We start from the raw sequence: 16,886 nt of genomic DNA, 5'->3' as shown, positions 1-16,886 counted from the left end.
TATTCACTTTATCAACAACTGTGATTTTTCACAACTCATTTAGGATTGCTATATTCAAGCGGAGGAAATAAAAGCTTGAAATATAATTTTTCTCCTCAATGGGGTACAACAGCTTGTTGGCGAGGCTATTGTTGCACTTATAAGGTAATAGAAGAAACACTTTACTTAAAAGAATTAATTATCTCCCTCAGCCTAAAAGAAAAACTTGCAAAACACGGTAAAGCAAGAGATTTTTTAGGAGTCTTACCTTCTCGTCGAGATACACCTGTGGCTCATCCTAGTGCTATATATGATGCTCTCAATCATCTTGTAGAATTTACAGGAAGTTTATTAGTAGCCAAGAATTTTATTAATAGCCTATATGTTCATCTTGGCTTTCAACCTGCTTATAAATATGAGGAAGTTCATCAACTTATCTTTGAGAGTGGTTATCTGATGCAAAGTATTAATCGCTCCGAAGAAATGGCAGAAATTCGCCAAAAAATTATTCCCCCGTTTAATTTATATGACCGATACTTACCAAATGGTCGCCCCATCTTATCTGCTACTAGTGGTATGGGTGCGCCTTCATTAAGTATTGTAGTCAATGAGTTAATACAAGTAGGAATCCGGCAAATTATTCGCATTGGAACTTGTGGTTCCATTCAACCCGATGTAACCGTTGGTAGCGTTGTTATTAGCAGTGCAGCATTGTGTCGCCAAGGTGCAGCAAATGACATTGCGCCTGTGGAGTATCCAGCCGCAGCTGATCCGTTTCTCACAGTCGCCTTAGTTAAAGCCGCGCGAGAATTAGAGGTTGAATATCACGTAGGAATTACGGCATCAGTTGATACTTTTTATGAAGGACAAGAACGCATTGATTCAGCGAATCCAAATTTAATGCGATCGCTGCATGGCATCACAGAAGAATATCGGCGCTTGAATATCTTAAATTATGAGATGGAATGCGGCACACTATTTAAAATGGCAGGAGTGTATAATTTTGCAGCAGCAGCTATTTCTGGTGTAGTAGCTGGACGTACTGTTAGTGAAAATATCATCTTAGAACAAAAGGATATTGCTGTTAAAAATGCGATCGCAACTGCTGTACATGCAGTAGCAACCTTTGAGTAAGCTAATTAATATTTATTTCATAAATATAGCGGTTCTCGTTTGCATGAAGTAGATTTTTCAACCTTACTCCCAACCCCTCTCCAAAGCATCGGAGAGAGGAGTGTTTGCGTGCCTAAAATCTGGGGTGAGGTTGTGACTGTATTGCACCGAAGTGAGAACCACTATAAACTCTCAGTAGTTTTATGGAGTCTTTACCTAATCTTTAATTTATTAATTAGTAATTCTAGCTAATATATATTGAGCGAAATATAATTTGATCTGATAAAAACAAATGAAAAAAGTACAATGTCTCCACAAATAATTATGAATACAAATTGTTCATAATTATATTGATAATATTCACATTAGCGAGAAGATTAGTAATAAATTTTAAACCTATTATAAATATTCTAGATATTTATTAATATCTAAAATATTTGAAAATAAGATAATATGAATAATCAGATTAAAATCATGACTTTAACTGCGATCGGACTAATGCCGACGCTGATATTTTTAACATTCTTTTATCGGGCAATAGCTGACGATCCAGGAGTATGTTACATGGTAACCTCCTCTGGTAAAACCGTTGGATTGGGAAACCTTTGTGGCAATATAGTCGCACCTTCAGACAACAGAGTTTTTCGAGTCCCAGTCAAACGCCGCTTTGGTGGAACTCCAGTGATTGATGTCACCTTCAATGACAAAAAAACTTTTGAAATGATTGTAGATACAGGTGCTAGTGAAACCATTATCACTCTAAGTATGGCGAATACACTTCAACTCCAGGCTACAGGTACAATGCAAGCCCAAATTGCCGATGGTAGCCAAGTAGAATTTCCAACCAGTAAGGTAAAATCTATTGCAGTAGGTGGAATTACAGCCAATAATCTTCAGGTAGCGATCGCACCCAAAGCAAGCATCGGCTTACTAGGCCACGATTTCTTTGGCAACTATGATATTAAAATTCTGGAGAAAGAGGTGGAATTTCATCACCGCTAATGTTCGCAGGTAAAAACATTATAAACATGACTAAGCTGATTGAATACGAAGAAGCCAGTGAGGAAGTCCGCGCAGTATATGACGACATTCGCGCTACCCGCCAGAATGACTACATCAATAACTTTTGGAAAGCTATAGCTAACCATCTCCCTACCTTGCAACGAACTTGGCAAGCCGTGAAGGAAGTGATGACTAGCCCTGGTGAGATTGATCCACTGATGCGTGAGCTAATTTATATCGCCGTGAGTGCGACGAATGGCTGTGAGTACTGCATCGCCTCGCATACAGCAGCGGCGCGTGCCAAGGGGATGAATGATACCATGTTCGGGGAAGTAATGGCGATCGCAGCCACTGCCAACATGACCAATCGCCTCGCCAACGGCTATCAAATTCCGGTGGACGAGAGATTTAAGCCGTAGGAGTGTAGCCTTGTCTATCGCTGCTTAAAAGTAAGGTTTAGCAGAATTATTGACTATGCCCAAGGTTCAGATTAACGGGATTGATTTGTTCTTTGACATTAAGGGAACGGGTGAGCCTTTGCTATTAATAGCTGGCTTCCTTTGTGATCATGCCTATTGGTCGCTGATTATGCCATCGCTGGTTTCGCAGTATCAAGTTATTCGCTTGGACAACCGAGGCATGGGGCGAAGTTCTGCTCCCGATAGCCACTATAGTTTGAAACAGATGGCTAGTGACGTTGCAGAATTGCTCGATCACATTGCGATCGATAAGGTGCATCTAGCAGGTCATTCAATGGGTGGTCAGATAGCCCAAGAGTTGGTGTTAGCACATCCTGAAAAGGTGCAGAGTCTGATGCTACTTTCATCGTTGGCAAAGGGTGATGAATTATTCAACAGCATTATTGAGACTTGGGGCGACCTCTGCAGTAATGTAGACCTAAAACTTTATGAAAAAGTCGTATTACCCTGGATATTTACAGATACATTCTACTCGATTCCTGGAATGATCGAAGGTCTGATCGAATTTGCAATCAGATATCCTTTCCCGCCTGCAACTCATTCACTCTATGATCACAGCCGGGCCATGCTTGACTTTGACACAACAAACCGCCTTCAACAAATTCATTGTCCTACCCTAGTTCTAGTTGGTAAACAAGACATTCTCACCCCGCTAAAGTTTTCCCAGCAACTTGCTCAAGGCATTCCCAAGGCTGAACTTGTAGTCCTCGATGGTGGGGGTCATGGCTTCTTAATTGAATCGCCGGATGCTGTGGTTTCAACCATGCTTAACTTCCTGGAAAAGTTGAAGCCAGCTTACACCAATTCTTTATAAAACAGAGGCAAAACCCCTTGTTAAAAGTAGGCAAACTGACGCCACAGTGTACTAGTAATAAGTTTTGGGCATTGCTGATTGCGGTATGAAAAATGTGTATGTCATGCTGAATGGAGCAAAGCAAAATGAAGCATCTATCGGGATTCTTCGCTGCACTTCGTTGCGCTCAGAATGACAAATCATACTTGATTCAGCAACGCCAAGTTTTGAAACCTAGACAGAGTAATTTAAATATTCAGCGTGTTTCTAATTTAGAAACTCGCTCCTCTAATTTATTGACTTGTTGCTTTAATTCAACCACCAAAGTTGCCAGCCGATCAAACATCTGATCTTGCTGCGATAAGTTCCCTCTGGAACCAGTTGACTGTCGTGGGGTAAGTGTTGTTCTTCGGGATGGAGACTGGCGCCTTTGACCGAGTTGAGACTCTATCTGGTTTAACCGCGACTCGACACGATTAAAATCCGCTTCCAGGTTGTTGATGCGCGAGTCCACTTGCTGCGATGAAGCAGTGTTTCCAAATAACCCACCCCAGATAATTGTTGCTAAAATCCCAGCAAGTATTAGCACTTGGATTTTTTTCATAACAGTCTATTTAGACAGGATATATTTGTATGGGTACAGAGGATAAGTCTGTATTCACTTCACTTATTTATCCTGTTCTAAGTTAGAAAATAGCTTCTGCCAATCGATAGAGTTAAGAGGATTATCTCCCTGTTTTACCTCAAACGTGACATTACAAGCTTTCGCTAGTTTTAGCGCTTGCACACAAAGTTCTGCCACATCCTCACGGCTGATTTTGCCCTTAATATTATCACCTTGCTCAAATATTAATTCCTTACTCCCTGGTTCCTCAGTTAAAGCACAAGGTCTAATAATCGTATAAGGAATTCCGCTTTCTCTTAAACTATCTTCTCCCTTCAACTTCCAAGTTAAAATTCCTCCCAATTGGTCATTTAATTTCACTGCTGGCGGTTCTTCATCTAAATTAATCCCAGGGCGTCCGGGACGAGTCACACCTGCTGAACTGACTAGAATAAATTGTGGTAAAGTTGTCCCGCCGTAAGCTTTAATTGATTCCAACTGCAAAGCAAAACCACCGGCAGAAAATTTGGGATTTAAAGCACCATCATGTTCAAATTTGCTCAACATCAGTTGGAATGAAGAAATTCTATTCTGCTCAAGTGGCGGCGCATCTTTGACAGTTTTTGCCCGAAAGACGGGAATCAAATCTGCAAAGGGAATCTGAATATCTATCCAGGTATTAGCTACGGTATCGAAAGAATAGCTGTAGCCAATGCCATCCCATTTTGTATCTGTCCGTAGGAAGATTTTATAACGCTGACCGTCACCTTTGACGCGCAATTTTACACCTTCGTAACCAGATAAGTTGAAGGGGGGATCAAAATTCTTAGTTCTGATTGAAGCAAATCCGCCAGAGTTCTCGGTGGAGACATTACCAGCAAATAAAGCTGTATTTTCTACTAATTGGATATTACTGGCACTCACGCCACCCATGACGACATCATCCAGCGCCCCCCAGTTATCCTTTAATTCTACTGATGGCTTTGTGAAATCAAATATTAGTTTTTCGTTTGCTTGGGGTAGATATTTTGCAGCCGCGTGGACTAAGTTTTTGACACCTTGATATTCTACATTTTCTGGGGTGTCGCCGACAATTTCTGGCTGGTAAAATTTCACACCTTGATAATATTTGGCTCTATCTGCTGTATCTCCCTCAACTGGTTGGACGCGCACTGCTGTGCAACAAACTACAGCTTGGATATCAGTCATAACTAAAGGAGTTAAAGTTTCTGGTTGAGTGATATCCGCAACTACAAAGTCTATATCATTACCAAGAATTGACCGCGCTTTATCAATGTCTCTAACAAGCGCCCGAACTTTATAACCCCGTTCGAGCGATCGCTGGACCACTCGTTTACCTACACCACCTGTTGCACCTGCTACTAGTATTACACCCATGTTTCTTCCTCCATTGGGTCTATCTTGATTATCCTTAGGACGGCCTTGGATTAACTGCTGTACCCAGTTAAGGAAAGGAATTACCTCAAAGTAAGTCAGGGTTTCGATAAACCTGCCTAAATCCCATTGAGAACGATTTTTGTCAGTCACATTTGCGTCCTCACAACTTTCTTAAGTTTAGCCCAATGTTTGTTTCTCCAAATCCTCCGATACTCATAACTTTGCTTTAATTAGGGGAAGGAGACTAGTACCGCAAGGCGGAAGTCACTCATTCAAAAGTCAAAATGAATACAGCGTAAGCGTTTCGCTGATTTGGAATGGGTTGTTTATTTCCGCCACGCTGTACTAGTACGGTGGGCGCGTAAATCCAGCTAATATCTCAATTAACAAGACTTGGGGCAAAATCTCTTGTCTTAAAGGTAGGCAAACTGACGCCACAGGATCTTAGCTACAATTAAACCAAATCTTTGGGATTCCATGTGATGCCGAACAGCTCGTCGTAGACATCGCTGAATCACGTTAGGATACTTAATTAGGTGTTCCTAATCAAACGGTAATTTACTTATGAGCCAACTTGAAAACATTCAAGCTGAATATGAAAAGTTTCCTGAAGAGTTTGAGAGTGTAATCATTAGCACCGTGAGCGCACAGGCAATACCCAATGCTAGTTATGCTCCCTTTGTTATGGATGATTCCAAGAATATCTACATTTACGTCAGTGGTCTTTCAACTCATACCAAAAATCTCTATGCCAATCCTCATGTTAATGTCTTGTTTATCGAGGATGAAGCCAAGAGTAATCTAATTTTTGCCCGTCGTCGTTTGAGTTTTGATTGTACGGCAACTTTGATAGAGCGTGAAACTGATAAGTGGAATCAAATTGTTGAGCAATTTCAAGGGCGGTTTGGTCAAATTATAGAGGTTTTGCGCGGCTTGTCTGACTTTCGGATTTTCCAGCTAACTCCTAGTGAAGGTCGTTTTATAGTTGGTTTTGGGGCAGCTTATCACATCAGTGGTGATCACCTCCATCAACTTGTTCAGATCACAGGAGATAGTGACCAAAAGCAAAAATAAGCAATGCAAATTTAAAAATTAAATCTGATTATTAAGAAGCATCGTGGCGGAATAATTCGTAATTAATGGTATAATTTAAAGGATTGATCAATAAAGACATAAAATCCATACAGTATCGACAATTCAGACTGCCCCATTTATGCGTGGGGTAATTATAAGTTATGAATTAGTCCTATGAGTAAGCTTTACTTTATACCTTGTAATTTTGCTTTCGCGTAAACTGCGATTAAACTAAACTCTTTAATTTTATGCTTCAGTTTCAACCTCCTGGCTTTGGACATAAACTTATCCATACATCCTTGGGGGCAATGGTTTACTATACCCAAACGAATGCACCTTGGGCGATGCCTGCGGCGGGCAAAGCGATCGCTGATACTGAAGATTTACGCCCACTACTGTTTCTCCATAACTTTGGTGGTGGGGCGTCTGCATATGAATGGTCTAAAGTTTACCCAGCTTTTGCCTCTAATTACCACATTTTAGCCCCCGATCTAATCGGCTGGGGAGAATCGGCTCATCCAGTCCGGGATTATAAAATTAGGGATTATCTCAGCACGATCGCAGAGTTTATCATCCAAACTTGTCGCCAGCCCGTAACAGTGGTAGCCTCGTCTCTAACAGCCGCTTTTGCTATCCGCCTAGCTATTGTTCAACCCAATTTATTCAAAGCACTGTTTTTGGTGTGTCCCTCTGGATTTGATGATTTTGGGGAGGGTGCTGGACGTAGACTTCCGCTTTCGGTGATTAATACGCCTCTATTGGACAATTTTATTTATATCCTTGGTGCTGAAAATGAAATTGCAGTCCGAAATTTTTTACAAAGTTTTCTGTTTGCTAAGTCACAACGAGTATCAGAAGAAATGGTGGAGGCTTATTTAACCTCTGCACAACAGCCTAATGCCAAGTTTGCCGCTTTGTCATTTTTGCGGGGCGACCTTTATTTTGACCTGAGTTTATATATTCAACAACTGACAATTCCCACGAGGATTTTTTGGGGAGAAAAGGCACAATTTACTAACATCAAACTAGGACGACGCTTGGCAAATTTAAATGTAAGTGCAATTCGAGATTTTTATGCGATCGCAGATGCAGGAATATTACCTCATTTGGAAATACCAGAAGTTCTCATTGGTCTATTGCAACGGTATCTTTAGGAGTTAGGAGTTTGAATTCCTGATTTTTCCCTTTTACCTTCTACTTAAAGAGCAACTCTGCATTTAATGCTTTAGTAATGCGATCGCCAGAAGCTTGGAAGTGGGTCTTAATGTAAATATCAAGGCTTTCACTAAGTTGTTTGAGTCAGGGACCGTCTTGATTCTAAATTTTTAATTCTTCTTTATCCAATTTATAATAACAGTTTTATGTATTCCGCAATCGCTTTCGGATAATGCTCTTTCATTATGCAAACTCTCTAAATAAAGGCAGTATTGCTCGTTGCTTGTGCCCATAGACGAATTGCAAATATCCATGCATCGAAAAACTCACATCTTCCCCAAGATTTAAAAAATATTTCTTTTTTCTAACTGAAATATGCCTTTTGTTAGAAGCATAATTACCTTTTTATAGTTAATCTTTAGTTTGTACTCAAAAAACAAGCTAATTGGCATGATAAATTTGATTTCTAGGACGATTGGTCACATGAGTTCTCTGCTTAAAGGACTTCAGGTAAAATCTTTTTTGGCTGTTGTCCTAGTTGGTTTTCTAGTGCTGACAACAAATGTTAGTTATGGGCAAAAGGACAAAGGATTAGGCGAGAGAGTTCGCGAACAGGTAGAGCAAAATGATGCTCAAAGACCGAAAACAGTAGGGCAGTGGAATAAAGAAGCTCGTGAAACGGAAGGTTCTCCTGGTGAACGAGTTAAGAAGATTACAAAAGAGTCAGCAGAAGCCTTTAAAGAATTTGGATCTGGGTACGTAGAAGGTGCTCAGAAAACTGCTAGTGATGTAGGGGACAGTGCGGCAGAGACAGCCAAAGGTGTCTCAAATAAAATTATACCCTAAATAGGTTATCATCCTCTATTGGCAGCAAGTAGTAATAACTTTTCGCCAATATAATGAGTAACAATAGGGACGCTGATGTCTAACTAACGAATTTTTCTAATGCTTGGGTAACGGGCTTACCTTTGTTGATTAAAGCTTGTAGCATTTCTCAGTTGCATAAAATATAGGACTTTAGTAGGGGCGCATAGCTAGCTGTACGCCCCTATTGCGTGTTGTATATAAAAGAGAATTGCTAATATTTACAGCAGTTTTCATGTATTTGAACCACATCTGTCGTAAGGGCACAGCAATGCTGTGCCCCTACCGTGTGGTCTATTTACCTGAAAATAGCTGTAAGTTGCCGCAGCTACGCATTTTAGGCTTTTGTGAATCCTTTATCAAACTTGTATATCTTGCAGTTTTGCCACCATTTCTGCACGCGCCGAAACCTTCAACTTACGAAACATCCTCTTCAAAGCTTGTTTGACGGAATTTTGCGTAATCCAAAGTTTTTCTCCAATTTCCGCGTTCGTTAACCCCTGCGCCACTAACTCGGCAATTTCTAACTCACGCACTGTTAGAGGACTTACTAAAAGGGAATTGGATATTTTTGGTTTTGTCCGTAGAGTCGCCATTTTTGCTGATAAATGAATGCATAAGGCACTCAAATCTGCCAAATCGTTGCCATTAAAAGCAGGATATCCCTTGTCACGAGCCAAGTTAAGCGTTCCTACAAGACGACCATCATAAACTATTGGCCCGGTCATCACGTGTTCGTGATCAGAACGCGAACAAAAATGCTTCCAATCTCCTGGTGATAATAATAATTGCTCATGGGCGGGAGCATGACGCTCAACCACATAGCGCCCGACTGGATTGCTTTCTAAGCATACTGCTGGAATACCCTGAATATCAATGTCAGTCGTTGGTTGCTCATTTAGAAAATAAATACCCCAATTTTGCACGCAAAAATGCTCACCAATTTTCTCCGTGAGAGCTAGTCTTAATTCTTGCTCATTTTGGACATTGGCGATCGCATCAAATACGGCGTAGAGAGAATTAACCATAAGTGTACCCAGTTGGGGACTATCCAAGCCTCAACAATTACTTCTATGCTAATACCAGGAAAACTAAAACGCTAATTACAGTAGCGACTAGGAGAAGCACATGACAGTTACACAACTCTCTGCTCAGGAACTTTTCCGGGCTGCTTATGAGAACCGCTACACTTGGAACAAAAATTTTCCTGGTTATACCGCAAATATCACCTTTAAGCAAGATGATAAAGTATTTACAGGCAAAGTTATCATTAGCGCCAATCTCAAAGCCGAAGTTTTGGACGTAGATGACGAGTCGGCCAAGCAGGCTATTCATGGTCAAGCCTGGGAAATAGCAATTCACCGCATCCGCCGCAGTTTTGAAGATACCCACAGCGCCAATACGTTTAGCTATGGTAAAACTGACGAAACTGGTGCAGTTGAGCTTTTAATGGGTGGTAAGGCTAAGGGCGATAAATACAAAGTCCGCAATAATGAAGTATGCCATGTTCACCGTCTCATTCACGGTACTTACGTGACAATTGACACCTTTAGTAGTCATGACACTGGGGAAGGTTATCTCTCCCACACCTATGATTCTGTGTACCATGACCCCAAAACTGGGGAACAAAAGGGTGGTAGAAGCGAATTTACCGATGAGTATGAAAAAGTTGGTGAGTATTTCATCTTAAATCGTCGGGAGATTCGCACCGAGACAGCAGGACAAGTATCTATTCAGGAATTTGTCTTCTCTGATATCAAATTGTTGGAACCTGTTGCTGCTTAAGCTCTATTTTATCATCTAAAAATTAGCGATCGCTCCCTTAAGTTAAAGAGCGATCGCTTTGATTTTTTCGATTTAATAAAGTCTTGTCAATAAGTGGCTATTTTCGGTCAGCATTAGGAAAATAATTGAGTGGAATTGTAGCTATGACTAACCCCAATTAAATTGGAGACAAGTCATGAAAATTTTGCACAAGACAGAGAACCTATTGATACTTCGACTGCGACCTGTGTGGGTTTGGATACTCGGAGGTATACTTGCAGCGTCTGGATTTTCTGTAATCGCAATATTTGCCCAAGTGACTACCTTCACTTGTACCCGGATTGAGCCAACCAATTGTAAGTTAGTGACATCAGGATTACTGGCATCAAAGCCGAAAGAATTCTCGCTGAATATGTTACAGGGCGCTAAAGTTGAAGAGAGTAGTAATGATAGTCATGGCAGTAGCACTTATCGAGTCATAATCCTTACCAGCAATGGTAAGGTTCCTTTCACATCCTACTTCGACTCTGATCATAGTAAGAAGGAAATAATTGTATCCCATATCACAAACTTTGTTAGCAATCCTAAGATAACATCTTTGACAGAAAAGCAAGATGACCGATTATGGATGTATTTAATCGGAGGTATCGTTGCAACTGGTGGTCTGATCACCCTGTTAGCGAGAGTCGTTACGTGCGTGTTTGATAAAACCCTTGATATCTTGACTATCAAGCAGCAAGGTTTATCAGGTACAAAATTTATTGAGCATCGACTCAGCGAGATTGAGGATGTTCTTGTGGAAAAATCAAATACCAATGATAGCAGTACCTACCGAGTTACCATTGTGCTAGTATCTGGCGATCGCCTACCTTTTACTTCTTATTACAGTTCTGATAGGACAAGCAAGCAAGAAATGGCATCGTGTATCAAAAGTTTCCTAAATCTTAATAAATGAACTCTTGTACTAAGTGGCTTAAATACCGTTTTCTTCCATATATGCTCTAATGTCTGTGTCTAAGTTGTAGGGTGCTTTATAGCAACGCTTAACGCACCGAGAAATGTGGCGCGTTACGGCTAATCCTCACTCTCTCAAATTCCCAAATCCTTGCGTAGCCGTAACACACCCTACTTAATATTTACTTTATAAATAGGCTCTAAGGGTGAATTCTTAACATCAATGAACAACGAGATATGCAAACAGCATGGAAAGAAGCACGGTTTAATCTTTATGAGGGAACCGTGCTTTTGGGTGTGCGTTGGTTACAGAGAAAACGAGTAGTGGCAGATTTTGCCGCAGGAGTATTGACATTAGGATAAAGGCGATCGCTTTATTGTTAGTTTGAGGATCGCTTTCTCTGTACATTAATAGGTGGCAATAGCGCCTTCAATCTCTCCCTGCTGTTTTAACAAGCGTCCCAACTGCCAATGCCAACGATAAGCGATATCTCTGCCCTACGTCACCAAGTGCAGGTGTACGCACAAAATTCCTTGAATTACCTGTTGTACAGCTTCTTTACTCAAGCTGCCATCTACCCGCACAATTCTTGAGGGATAGGATGCTGCTAAATGTGCGTATCCTTGCTGAACGCGCCGATGAAAAGCGATTGTTTCTTGTTCAATGCGGTCTAATCCGACTCCATCTAAGAGTTTGCGGGCTAGTCCCACTTCGACATCGACATCTAGCCAAATAGTTAAGTCGCTTTCTAAGCCACCAGTAGCAATATAGTTAAGCTGATTGATTAAACTCATGTCTTGACCGCGACCATATCCTTGGTAGGCAATGGTAGAGTCAGTGTAGCGATCGCATAAAATATATTTCCCTGCTCTTAGTTGCGGTTTGAGTTGTTGTTCAACGTGTTGCGATCGGTCAGCAGCATACAATAAAAGTTCTGTCACTTGGCAAAAAAGTTTATCCTCTGCCGAATCTAGTAGCAAGCGGCGAAGATGTAAGCCTAACTCTGTTCCTCCTGGTTCACGAGTTAGCATCACAGAAACACCCAGACTTTCCAACCACTCAGAACAAAGCTGCATTTGGCTGGTTTTACCACAGCCTTCCACCCCTTCAAATACAATTAATTTGCCACCCATGCTTTTTAAAGTTCGCTGCAATAAACTTGTTCGCTGACGTTTGATCAAGAATAGCGCGAAGTTTAAACTAAGCGATTGAGAATCTCTCAATGGGTTTGACAAGATGGCAATTCGCTCTGGTTATAGCCATTTTCACTCACTAATGCCTCTTGTACTGCTATAGCACTGATGCGGGCATGATCATCGCCACGCAAGAATTTTCTTCAAAAATACCGTCAATCTTCTCAAACTGCCATCCCCCTTTCGTTGCAATTTAGCAACGTTCTCAAGGAAAGTCGTAGTTAAACTACGACTTTCCTTGAGCTAAAAGACAAGACGTTCTTCAGATGCTTCCAGTCAGGGTGAATGCCTAAGATAAAACTATTAACTTGACTAAAAACTACAAAACTGTTAATTTTATCAACAGATTATTTATAAGACCTTTTGCATAAATTTAAATTGTCATGTTGAGCGGAGCGAAATAGAGTAGTGAGATTCTTCTCTTGACTGCGTTCCGCTCAGAATGACATTCCTGATTTTTTTACTTTTGCAAGAGGTCTATTGTCGGCTGATGTTACATCTCAGTTTATACGCCAATGCAAGCAATTTTTACTCAAGCCATTGGACTAGTTTTGGCAGAAAATCAACGCGTGCTGCAAACTATCACTTATCCAGCGGTCGAGCAACTGGTGCAAAAAATTACAGATGTCGAGCGAATCTTTGTAATCGGTGAAGGTCGCAGTGGCTTGGCGATCCGGATGGCGGCAATGCGACTGATGCATTTGGGCTGCCAGGTTTACGTCGTGGGTGAAACGACGACACCATCGATTCAAACCACCGATTTATTCATCGCTTGCTCAGGATCGGGCAGTACTGAAACTGTGTGTGCGATCGCTGCCAAAGCAAAGGCAATAGGAGCATACGTTGTGGGAGTGACGGCCGACAAGGAATCTTCGTTGGGTCAACTTGTCGATCTTCCAATTGAACTAGCGGCGGCGACAAAGCAAGATTCTGAAAATGTCAAATCGCAACAATTTGCAGGTTCTTTGTTTGAGCAATCAACCCTACTATTTTTTGATACTTTGTTCTATGTTCTGTCGCAAATGCTCAATAAAAATGCTCAGTTACTCTTGGCTTTGCACGCCAATTTAGAGTAATGCGCTCATTGTAATTCCCATCATTGAAAATCATGATAAAAATACCATGAAACCATATCTTTGGATCGCTTACGATTACACCTCTACGTCACAGTGCCTAGCGATGTTGGATACAATTCTGGAAAAGCATCCAGATAACGACATTATTCATGAAATTGGCAGACCTACGCTGCTTCAAGCGGCTCTAGAAGGAGTTCCCATCGTTTCTGAATTCCGAAAGCGATTGAACAATAATCAAATGCTCGTAGTTGACTTTAAAGGCTATGACGTTCCATACATTGCAGAAGGTCAGTTTTACTACGCGGCTGGAACCGATTTAGTAACAGTAATGGCAGCGGCTCCAAATGAAGCGATTCAAGAAGCGATTAATGGTGCAAACATGGATCAGAAGCGAGTTTCCTTCGATCTGATGGCTTGCCTAGATGACAACTGGAAAGTTAAAAGAGCCCAGGAGTTAGCAGATATGGGAGCGAGCTTAGTCAGTTGTCATACGGGTTGGAGCGAACAAGCGGTTGGAAAGAATCCAAATGTACTGATTGGAAAAGTTTGTCAACAACTGAAATATACCTCTACTCAAGTGATCGCTATGGGAGGACTCAAGCCCAGCAATTTAAAAGACTTGAAACCGTATGTTGACCAGATTTTTGCGATCGCTGTAGGAAAGGCAATTACCAGAAGCAACGATCCCAACATTGTGATCGCCCAGTTTCAACTTGAAATGAATCAATTAAATTCACGTCCACTTTCTAATGCTCCTTGGGCAGCGATCGAACGATAAAAAGCGATCTGCACTCTTTTGATGACAAGCATAAATAACTTGACCTGGAATTTGTGGCTGTATATCGATGTTGACATGCTCCTGCTGAAACACTATCTAAGAGCGTACTACCTAAAAATGAGAAATTCCCTTGAAGTAAAAAGTATGTTTTCTGAAAGTATGCTTGCCTAATTCACAAACACTAAATATCAGCGTTGAAGTAAGAGAATGTTTGAAAAATATTTTTGCTAACATCTAAGCCTCCCTACCGCAAGGCGGAAGTCAAAAGGAGCCAGTGCGTTGGGCGGCTCTGCCGACTTGAAGCAACTGGCGTTCAAAAGTCAAAAGTCAAAAGTCAAAAGGTTTTAATTTTGGGCTTTCTGGCTGTAATGAAATGGTAGGTTTATTTCCGCCGACCTGTACTAGCCCCTTTTCTACAAAGGAATGGGGGTTTAAAAGACTCTCCCCGAAGCAGAGAGAGGAATGGAAACGGGGTTTTTAGTATACTTTGGCACTTTTTAATGAGGACAAGAACACTTAGTACCTTATACCAGGGTAAGGAAAATCTATGCTCGATCAGTTTTATAACCGTCGTCGCTTTCTTCAAAATGCCGCTCTATTCTCTACTGGTTTAGTAACTTCATTAGCCTATCCTCGGAAAGCTATTCCCATCAACCCGTCAGCCCCTGTCGAATACATAGTAGTTGGTTCTGGTGCTGGCGGCGGACCTCTGGCCGTCAATCTTGCAAAGGCGGGGCATAAGGTAGTTCTAATAGAGGCCGGGGGTGAGGACGGCGACGATCTGATCTCGGTGCCATTATTCAGCCCACTCGTTGGCGAAGATCCCAGAGTGAGATGGGACTACTTTGTTCGGCAGTACACCGACGAGGCGCGTCAAAGCCGCAATAGTAAGTACGTCGCTGACCGAGGCGGTGTGTTGTATCCACGAGCTGGTACGCTTGGCGGATGCACTGTGCATAATCTTATGATCACGATTTATCCAAATAACAGTGACTGGGATGCGATCGCAGATATCACTGGTGATCCCAGCTGGAAAGCCGAGAATATGCGAAAGTACTTTGAACGGCTTGAGCAGTGCCGCTATGTTGAGCGGCCAATAGGCCCGGACAACCCAACACGTCATGGATTTGATGGCTGGCTGACAACCGAGGTTACCGATCCCGCGCTGTTCAATAAGGACAGTAATATGCGGCAGATATTGGTTTCAGCAGCCCGTGAGGCTGGTTCAAAAAGCGTACTTGACGCATTTTTACACCGGAAACTCGATCCAAATTCTTGGGCGGTTAACTTAAAGGATACCGAAGGGTTCTACAACATCCCGCAAACTACTCGCAATGGTCACCGGCGTGCTCCACGCGAGCTGATTAGAGAAACTGCTGCCGCACTTCCAAACAACCTGATTGTTAAAACTAATACCTTAGTAACTCGCGTGCTTTTCCGTGGCAGGAATGCAATTGGTGTTGAGTACCTTGAGGGTGCTCATCTTTATCGCGCTGATCCGCAGGCTCCGCCCGATGGACCCGAACCCGGACGAAGAAAGGTAATGTATGCTTCCCGCGAAGTGATCCTGGCGGCAGGTGCCTTTAACAGCCCGCAGATTCTGAAGCTCTCCGGCATTGGTCCTGCAGATGAACTGTACAAACATGGCATTAAACCAATCGTTAACCTTCCCGGAGTTGGCGAGAACCTGCAAGACCGCTACGAAATCGGTGTGATAACGCAGATGAATTCAGATTTCACGCTCGCTCAGGACTGCACCCCTGGACAACCGTCAGATCCTTGCTTTGCTGAGTGGAAGCAGGGTCAGGGGATTTATACAAGCAACGCCACGTTCGGAGGTCATATCCGGAAATCTGATCCAGCGCGACCCGTTCCCGACCTTTTCATCTTTGGCTTACCTGTACCATACAAAGGCTATTATCCTGGTTGGTTTGTGCCCCTCTCACAAGTGAAAAACCAATTCAGCTGGACCATTCTTAAAGCGCACACGCGTAATCGCGCCGGAAACGTGAAACTACGCTCATCTGACCCACGGGATACTCCCGAAATCAACTTCCATTATTTTACTGAAGGCAACGACATCGAAGGCGAGGATTTGGCATCGGTTGTTAATGGTGTCAAATTTGTGCGTCGGATGAACGCGCATATCGCGCATATCTCACAAGAGGTGATTCCCGGTCCAACCGTTCAATCACGCGATGAGATTATTAAATTTGTGGAGGCCGAGGCGTGGGGTCATCATGCCTCATGCAGTAACAAGATGGGTCCAAAGAATGACCCAATGGCCGTGGTTGATAGTGAATTCCGCGTTCACGGTACGCATAATCTGCGTATCGTAGATGCTTCAGTCTTCCCGCGCGTTCCCGGCTACTTTATCGTCACCCCGATCTACATGATTAGTGAAAAAGCAAGTGACGTCATATTAGCAAGCACTAAAAGTCAAAGGATCTTGCCTGTATATGAAAGTAGGTGAGTAGACCTCTTGCATAAATTTAAATTGTCATGTCGAGCGGAGCGAAACAGAGTAGTGCCCAGAAATCAGAATCAGCCGCACCTCATGCTTTAAATATTCTGATTAATTCCGACCAAAAGGCTGATTAAAGGGCAATTAAACCGCGTCCACCTTGAAAACTGTAGTTCTTTCCGTATGAAAAGAAAA

17 protein-coding genes are annotated in these 16,886 nt (G+C 42.2%); 13 read left to right on the top strand and 4 right to left on the bottom strand.

Annotated features, from left to right (window positions below; translation table 11 throughout):
• Positions 1–462 precede the first annotated feature (462 nt).
• The 4 genes from Q0541_RS34520 to Q0541_RS19600 all read left to right on the top strand — a co-directional run bounded on the left by Q0541_RS34520 (position 463) and on the right by Q0541_RS19600 (position 3,387).
• Positions 463–1,113 carry a nucleoside phosphorylase gene (locus Q0541_RS34520; protein ID WP_366941899.1) on the top strand — a complete coding sequence of 217 codons (651 nt, stop codon included), beginning with the start codon at positions 463–465 and terminating at the stop codon, positions 1,111–1,113.
• Between the two features lie 432 nt (positions 1,114–1,545).
• On the top strand, positions 1,546–2,094 hold the full coding sequence (locus Q0541_RS19610) for a retropepsin-like aspartic protease (RefSeq protein WP_298913899.1): 549 nt from the start codon (positions 1,546–1,548) through the stop codon (positions 2,092–2,094).
• A gap of 26 nt (positions 2,095–2,120) precedes the next feature.
• Positions 2,121–2,513, top strand: a complete 393-nt coding sequence (locus tag Q0541_RS19605; protein ID WP_298913896.1) for a carboxymuconolactone decarboxylase family protein — start codon at positions 2,121–2,123, stop codon at positions 2,511–2,513.
• 55 nt (positions 2,514–2,568) lie between these two features.
• Positions 2,569–3,387: an alpha/beta hydrolase gene (locus Q0541_RS19600; protein ID WP_298913893.1), complete on the top strand. Its 819-nt coding sequence runs from the start codon at positions 2,569–2,571 to the stop codon at positions 3,385–3,387.
• Between the two features lie 235 nt (positions 3,388–3,622).
• On the opposite strand, the gene Q0541_RS19595 is transcribed toward Q0541_RS19600, so the two are convergent.
• Positions 3,623–3,970 (bottom strand): hypothetical protein, encoded by a 348-nt coding sequence (locus Q0541_RS19595; protein ID WP_298913890.1) that lies wholly within the window; start codon positions 3,968–3,970, stop codon positions 3,623–3,625.
• Positions 3,971–4,033: 63 nt separating this feature from the next.
• A complete protein-coding gene (locus Q0541_RS19590) occupies positions 4,034–5,518 on the bottom strand; it encodes a CIA30 family protein (protein WP_298913887.1) in 1,485 nt (494 codons plus the stop codon).
• Positions 5,519–5,932: 414 nt separating this feature from the next.
• On the opposite strand from Q0541_RS19590, the gene Q0541_RS19585 reads away from it, so the two are divergent.
• The 3 genes from Q0541_RS19585 (at position 5,933) to Q0541_RS19575 (ending at position 8,443) form a co-directional block, all read left to right on the top strand.
• Positions 5,933–6,442 carry a HugZ family protein gene (locus Q0541_RS19585; protein WP_298913884.1) on the top strand — a complete coding sequence of 170 codons (510 nt, stop codon included), beginning with the start codon at positions 5,933–5,935 and terminating at the stop codon, positions 6,440–6,442.
• 248 nt (positions 6,443–6,690) lie between these two features.
• The gene (locus Q0541_RS19580; protein ID WP_298913881.1) at positions 6,691–7,596 is read left to right on the top strand and encodes an alpha/beta hydrolase; all 906 of its coding nucleotides are present in this window, start codon (positions 6,691–6,693) and stop codon (positions 7,594–7,596) included.
• 451 nt (positions 7,597–8,047) lie between these two features.
• Complete coding sequence (locus Q0541_RS19575) at positions 8,048–8,443, top strand: hypothetical protein (RefSeq protein WP_298913878.1); 396 nt, start codon at positions 8,048–8,050, stop codon at positions 8,441–8,443.
• 377 nt (positions 8,444–8,820) lie between these two features.
• Here the strand turns inward: Q0541_RS19575 and Q0541_RS19570 are convergent, their stop codons facing one another.
• Complete coding sequence (locus tag Q0541_RS19570; RefSeq protein ID WP_298913875.1) at positions 8,821–9,489, bottom strand: LuxR C-terminal-related transcriptional regulator; 669 nt, start codon at positions 9,487–9,489, stop codon at positions 8,821–8,823.
• A gap of 100 nt (positions 9,490–9,589) precedes the next feature.
• Here Q0541_RS19570 and Q0541_RS19565 point away from each other — a divergent pair, with 100 nt between their 5' ends.
• The 3 genes from Q0541_RS19565 (at position 9,590) to Q0541_RS19555 (ending at position 11,542) form a co-directional block, all read left to right on the top strand.
• Positions 9,590–10,246: a DUF3386 domain-containing protein gene (locus Q0541_RS19565; RefSeq protein ID WP_298913872.1), complete on the top strand. Its 657-nt coding sequence runs from the start codon at positions 9,590–9,592 to the stop codon at positions 10,244–10,246.
• Positions 10,247–10,421: 175 nt separating this feature from the next.
• Positions 10,422–11,180, top strand: coding sequence for a hypothetical protein (locus tag Q0541_RS19560; protein ID WP_298913869.1), 759 nt, complete (start codon positions 10,422–10,424; stop codon positions 11,178–11,180).
• A gap of 236 nt (positions 11,181–11,416) precedes the next feature.
• Positions 11,417–11,542: a hypothetical protein gene (locus Q0541_RS19555; protein ID WP_298913866.1), complete on the top strand. Its 126-nt coding sequence runs from the start codon at positions 11,417–11,419 to the stop codon at positions 11,540–11,542.
• A gap of 135 nt (positions 11,543–11,677) precedes the next feature.
• On the opposite strand, the gene tmk is transcribed toward Q0541_RS19555, so the two are convergent.
• Complete coding sequence (gene tmk, locus Q0541_RS19550; protein WP_298913905.1) at positions 11,678–12,313, bottom strand: dTMP kinase; 636 nt, start codon at positions 12,311–12,313, stop codon at positions 11,678–11,680.
• A gap of 575 nt (positions 12,314–12,888) precedes the next feature.
• On the opposite strand from tmk, the gene hxlB reads away from it, so the two are divergent.
• From hxlB to Q0541_RS19535, 3 genes are all read left to right on the top strand, one after another.
• Positions 12,889–13,449, top strand: a complete 561-nt coding sequence (gene hxlB / locus Q0541_RS19545) for a 6-phospho-3-hexuloisomerase (protein WP_298913863.1) — start codon at positions 12,889–12,891, stop codon at positions 13,447–13,449.
• Between the two features lie 46 nt (positions 13,450–13,495).
• Positions 13,496–14,227, top strand: coding sequence for an orotidine 5'-phosphate decarboxylase / HUMPS family protein (locus Q0541_RS19540; protein WP_298913861.1), 732 nt, complete (start codon positions 13,496–13,498; stop codon positions 14,225–14,227).
• A 547-nt stretch (positions 14,228–14,774) separates the two neighbouring features.
• Positions 14,775–16,700, top strand: coding sequence for a GMC family oxidoreductase (locus tag Q0541_RS19535; RefSeq protein WP_298913856.1), 1,926 nt, complete (start codon positions 14,775–14,777; stop codon positions 16,698–16,700).
• Positions 16,701–16,886 lie beyond the last annotated feature (186 nt).

Origin of the sequence: uncultured Nostoc sp. (assembly GCF_937863485.1) — a bacterium.
Classification (GTDB): Bacteria; Cyanobacteriota; Cyanobacteriia; order Cyanobacteriales; family Nostocaceae; genus Nostoc.
The sequence above is the reverse complement of the archived record's forward strand: the minus strand, read 5'-3'. Positions and strand labels throughout refer to the sequence as shown.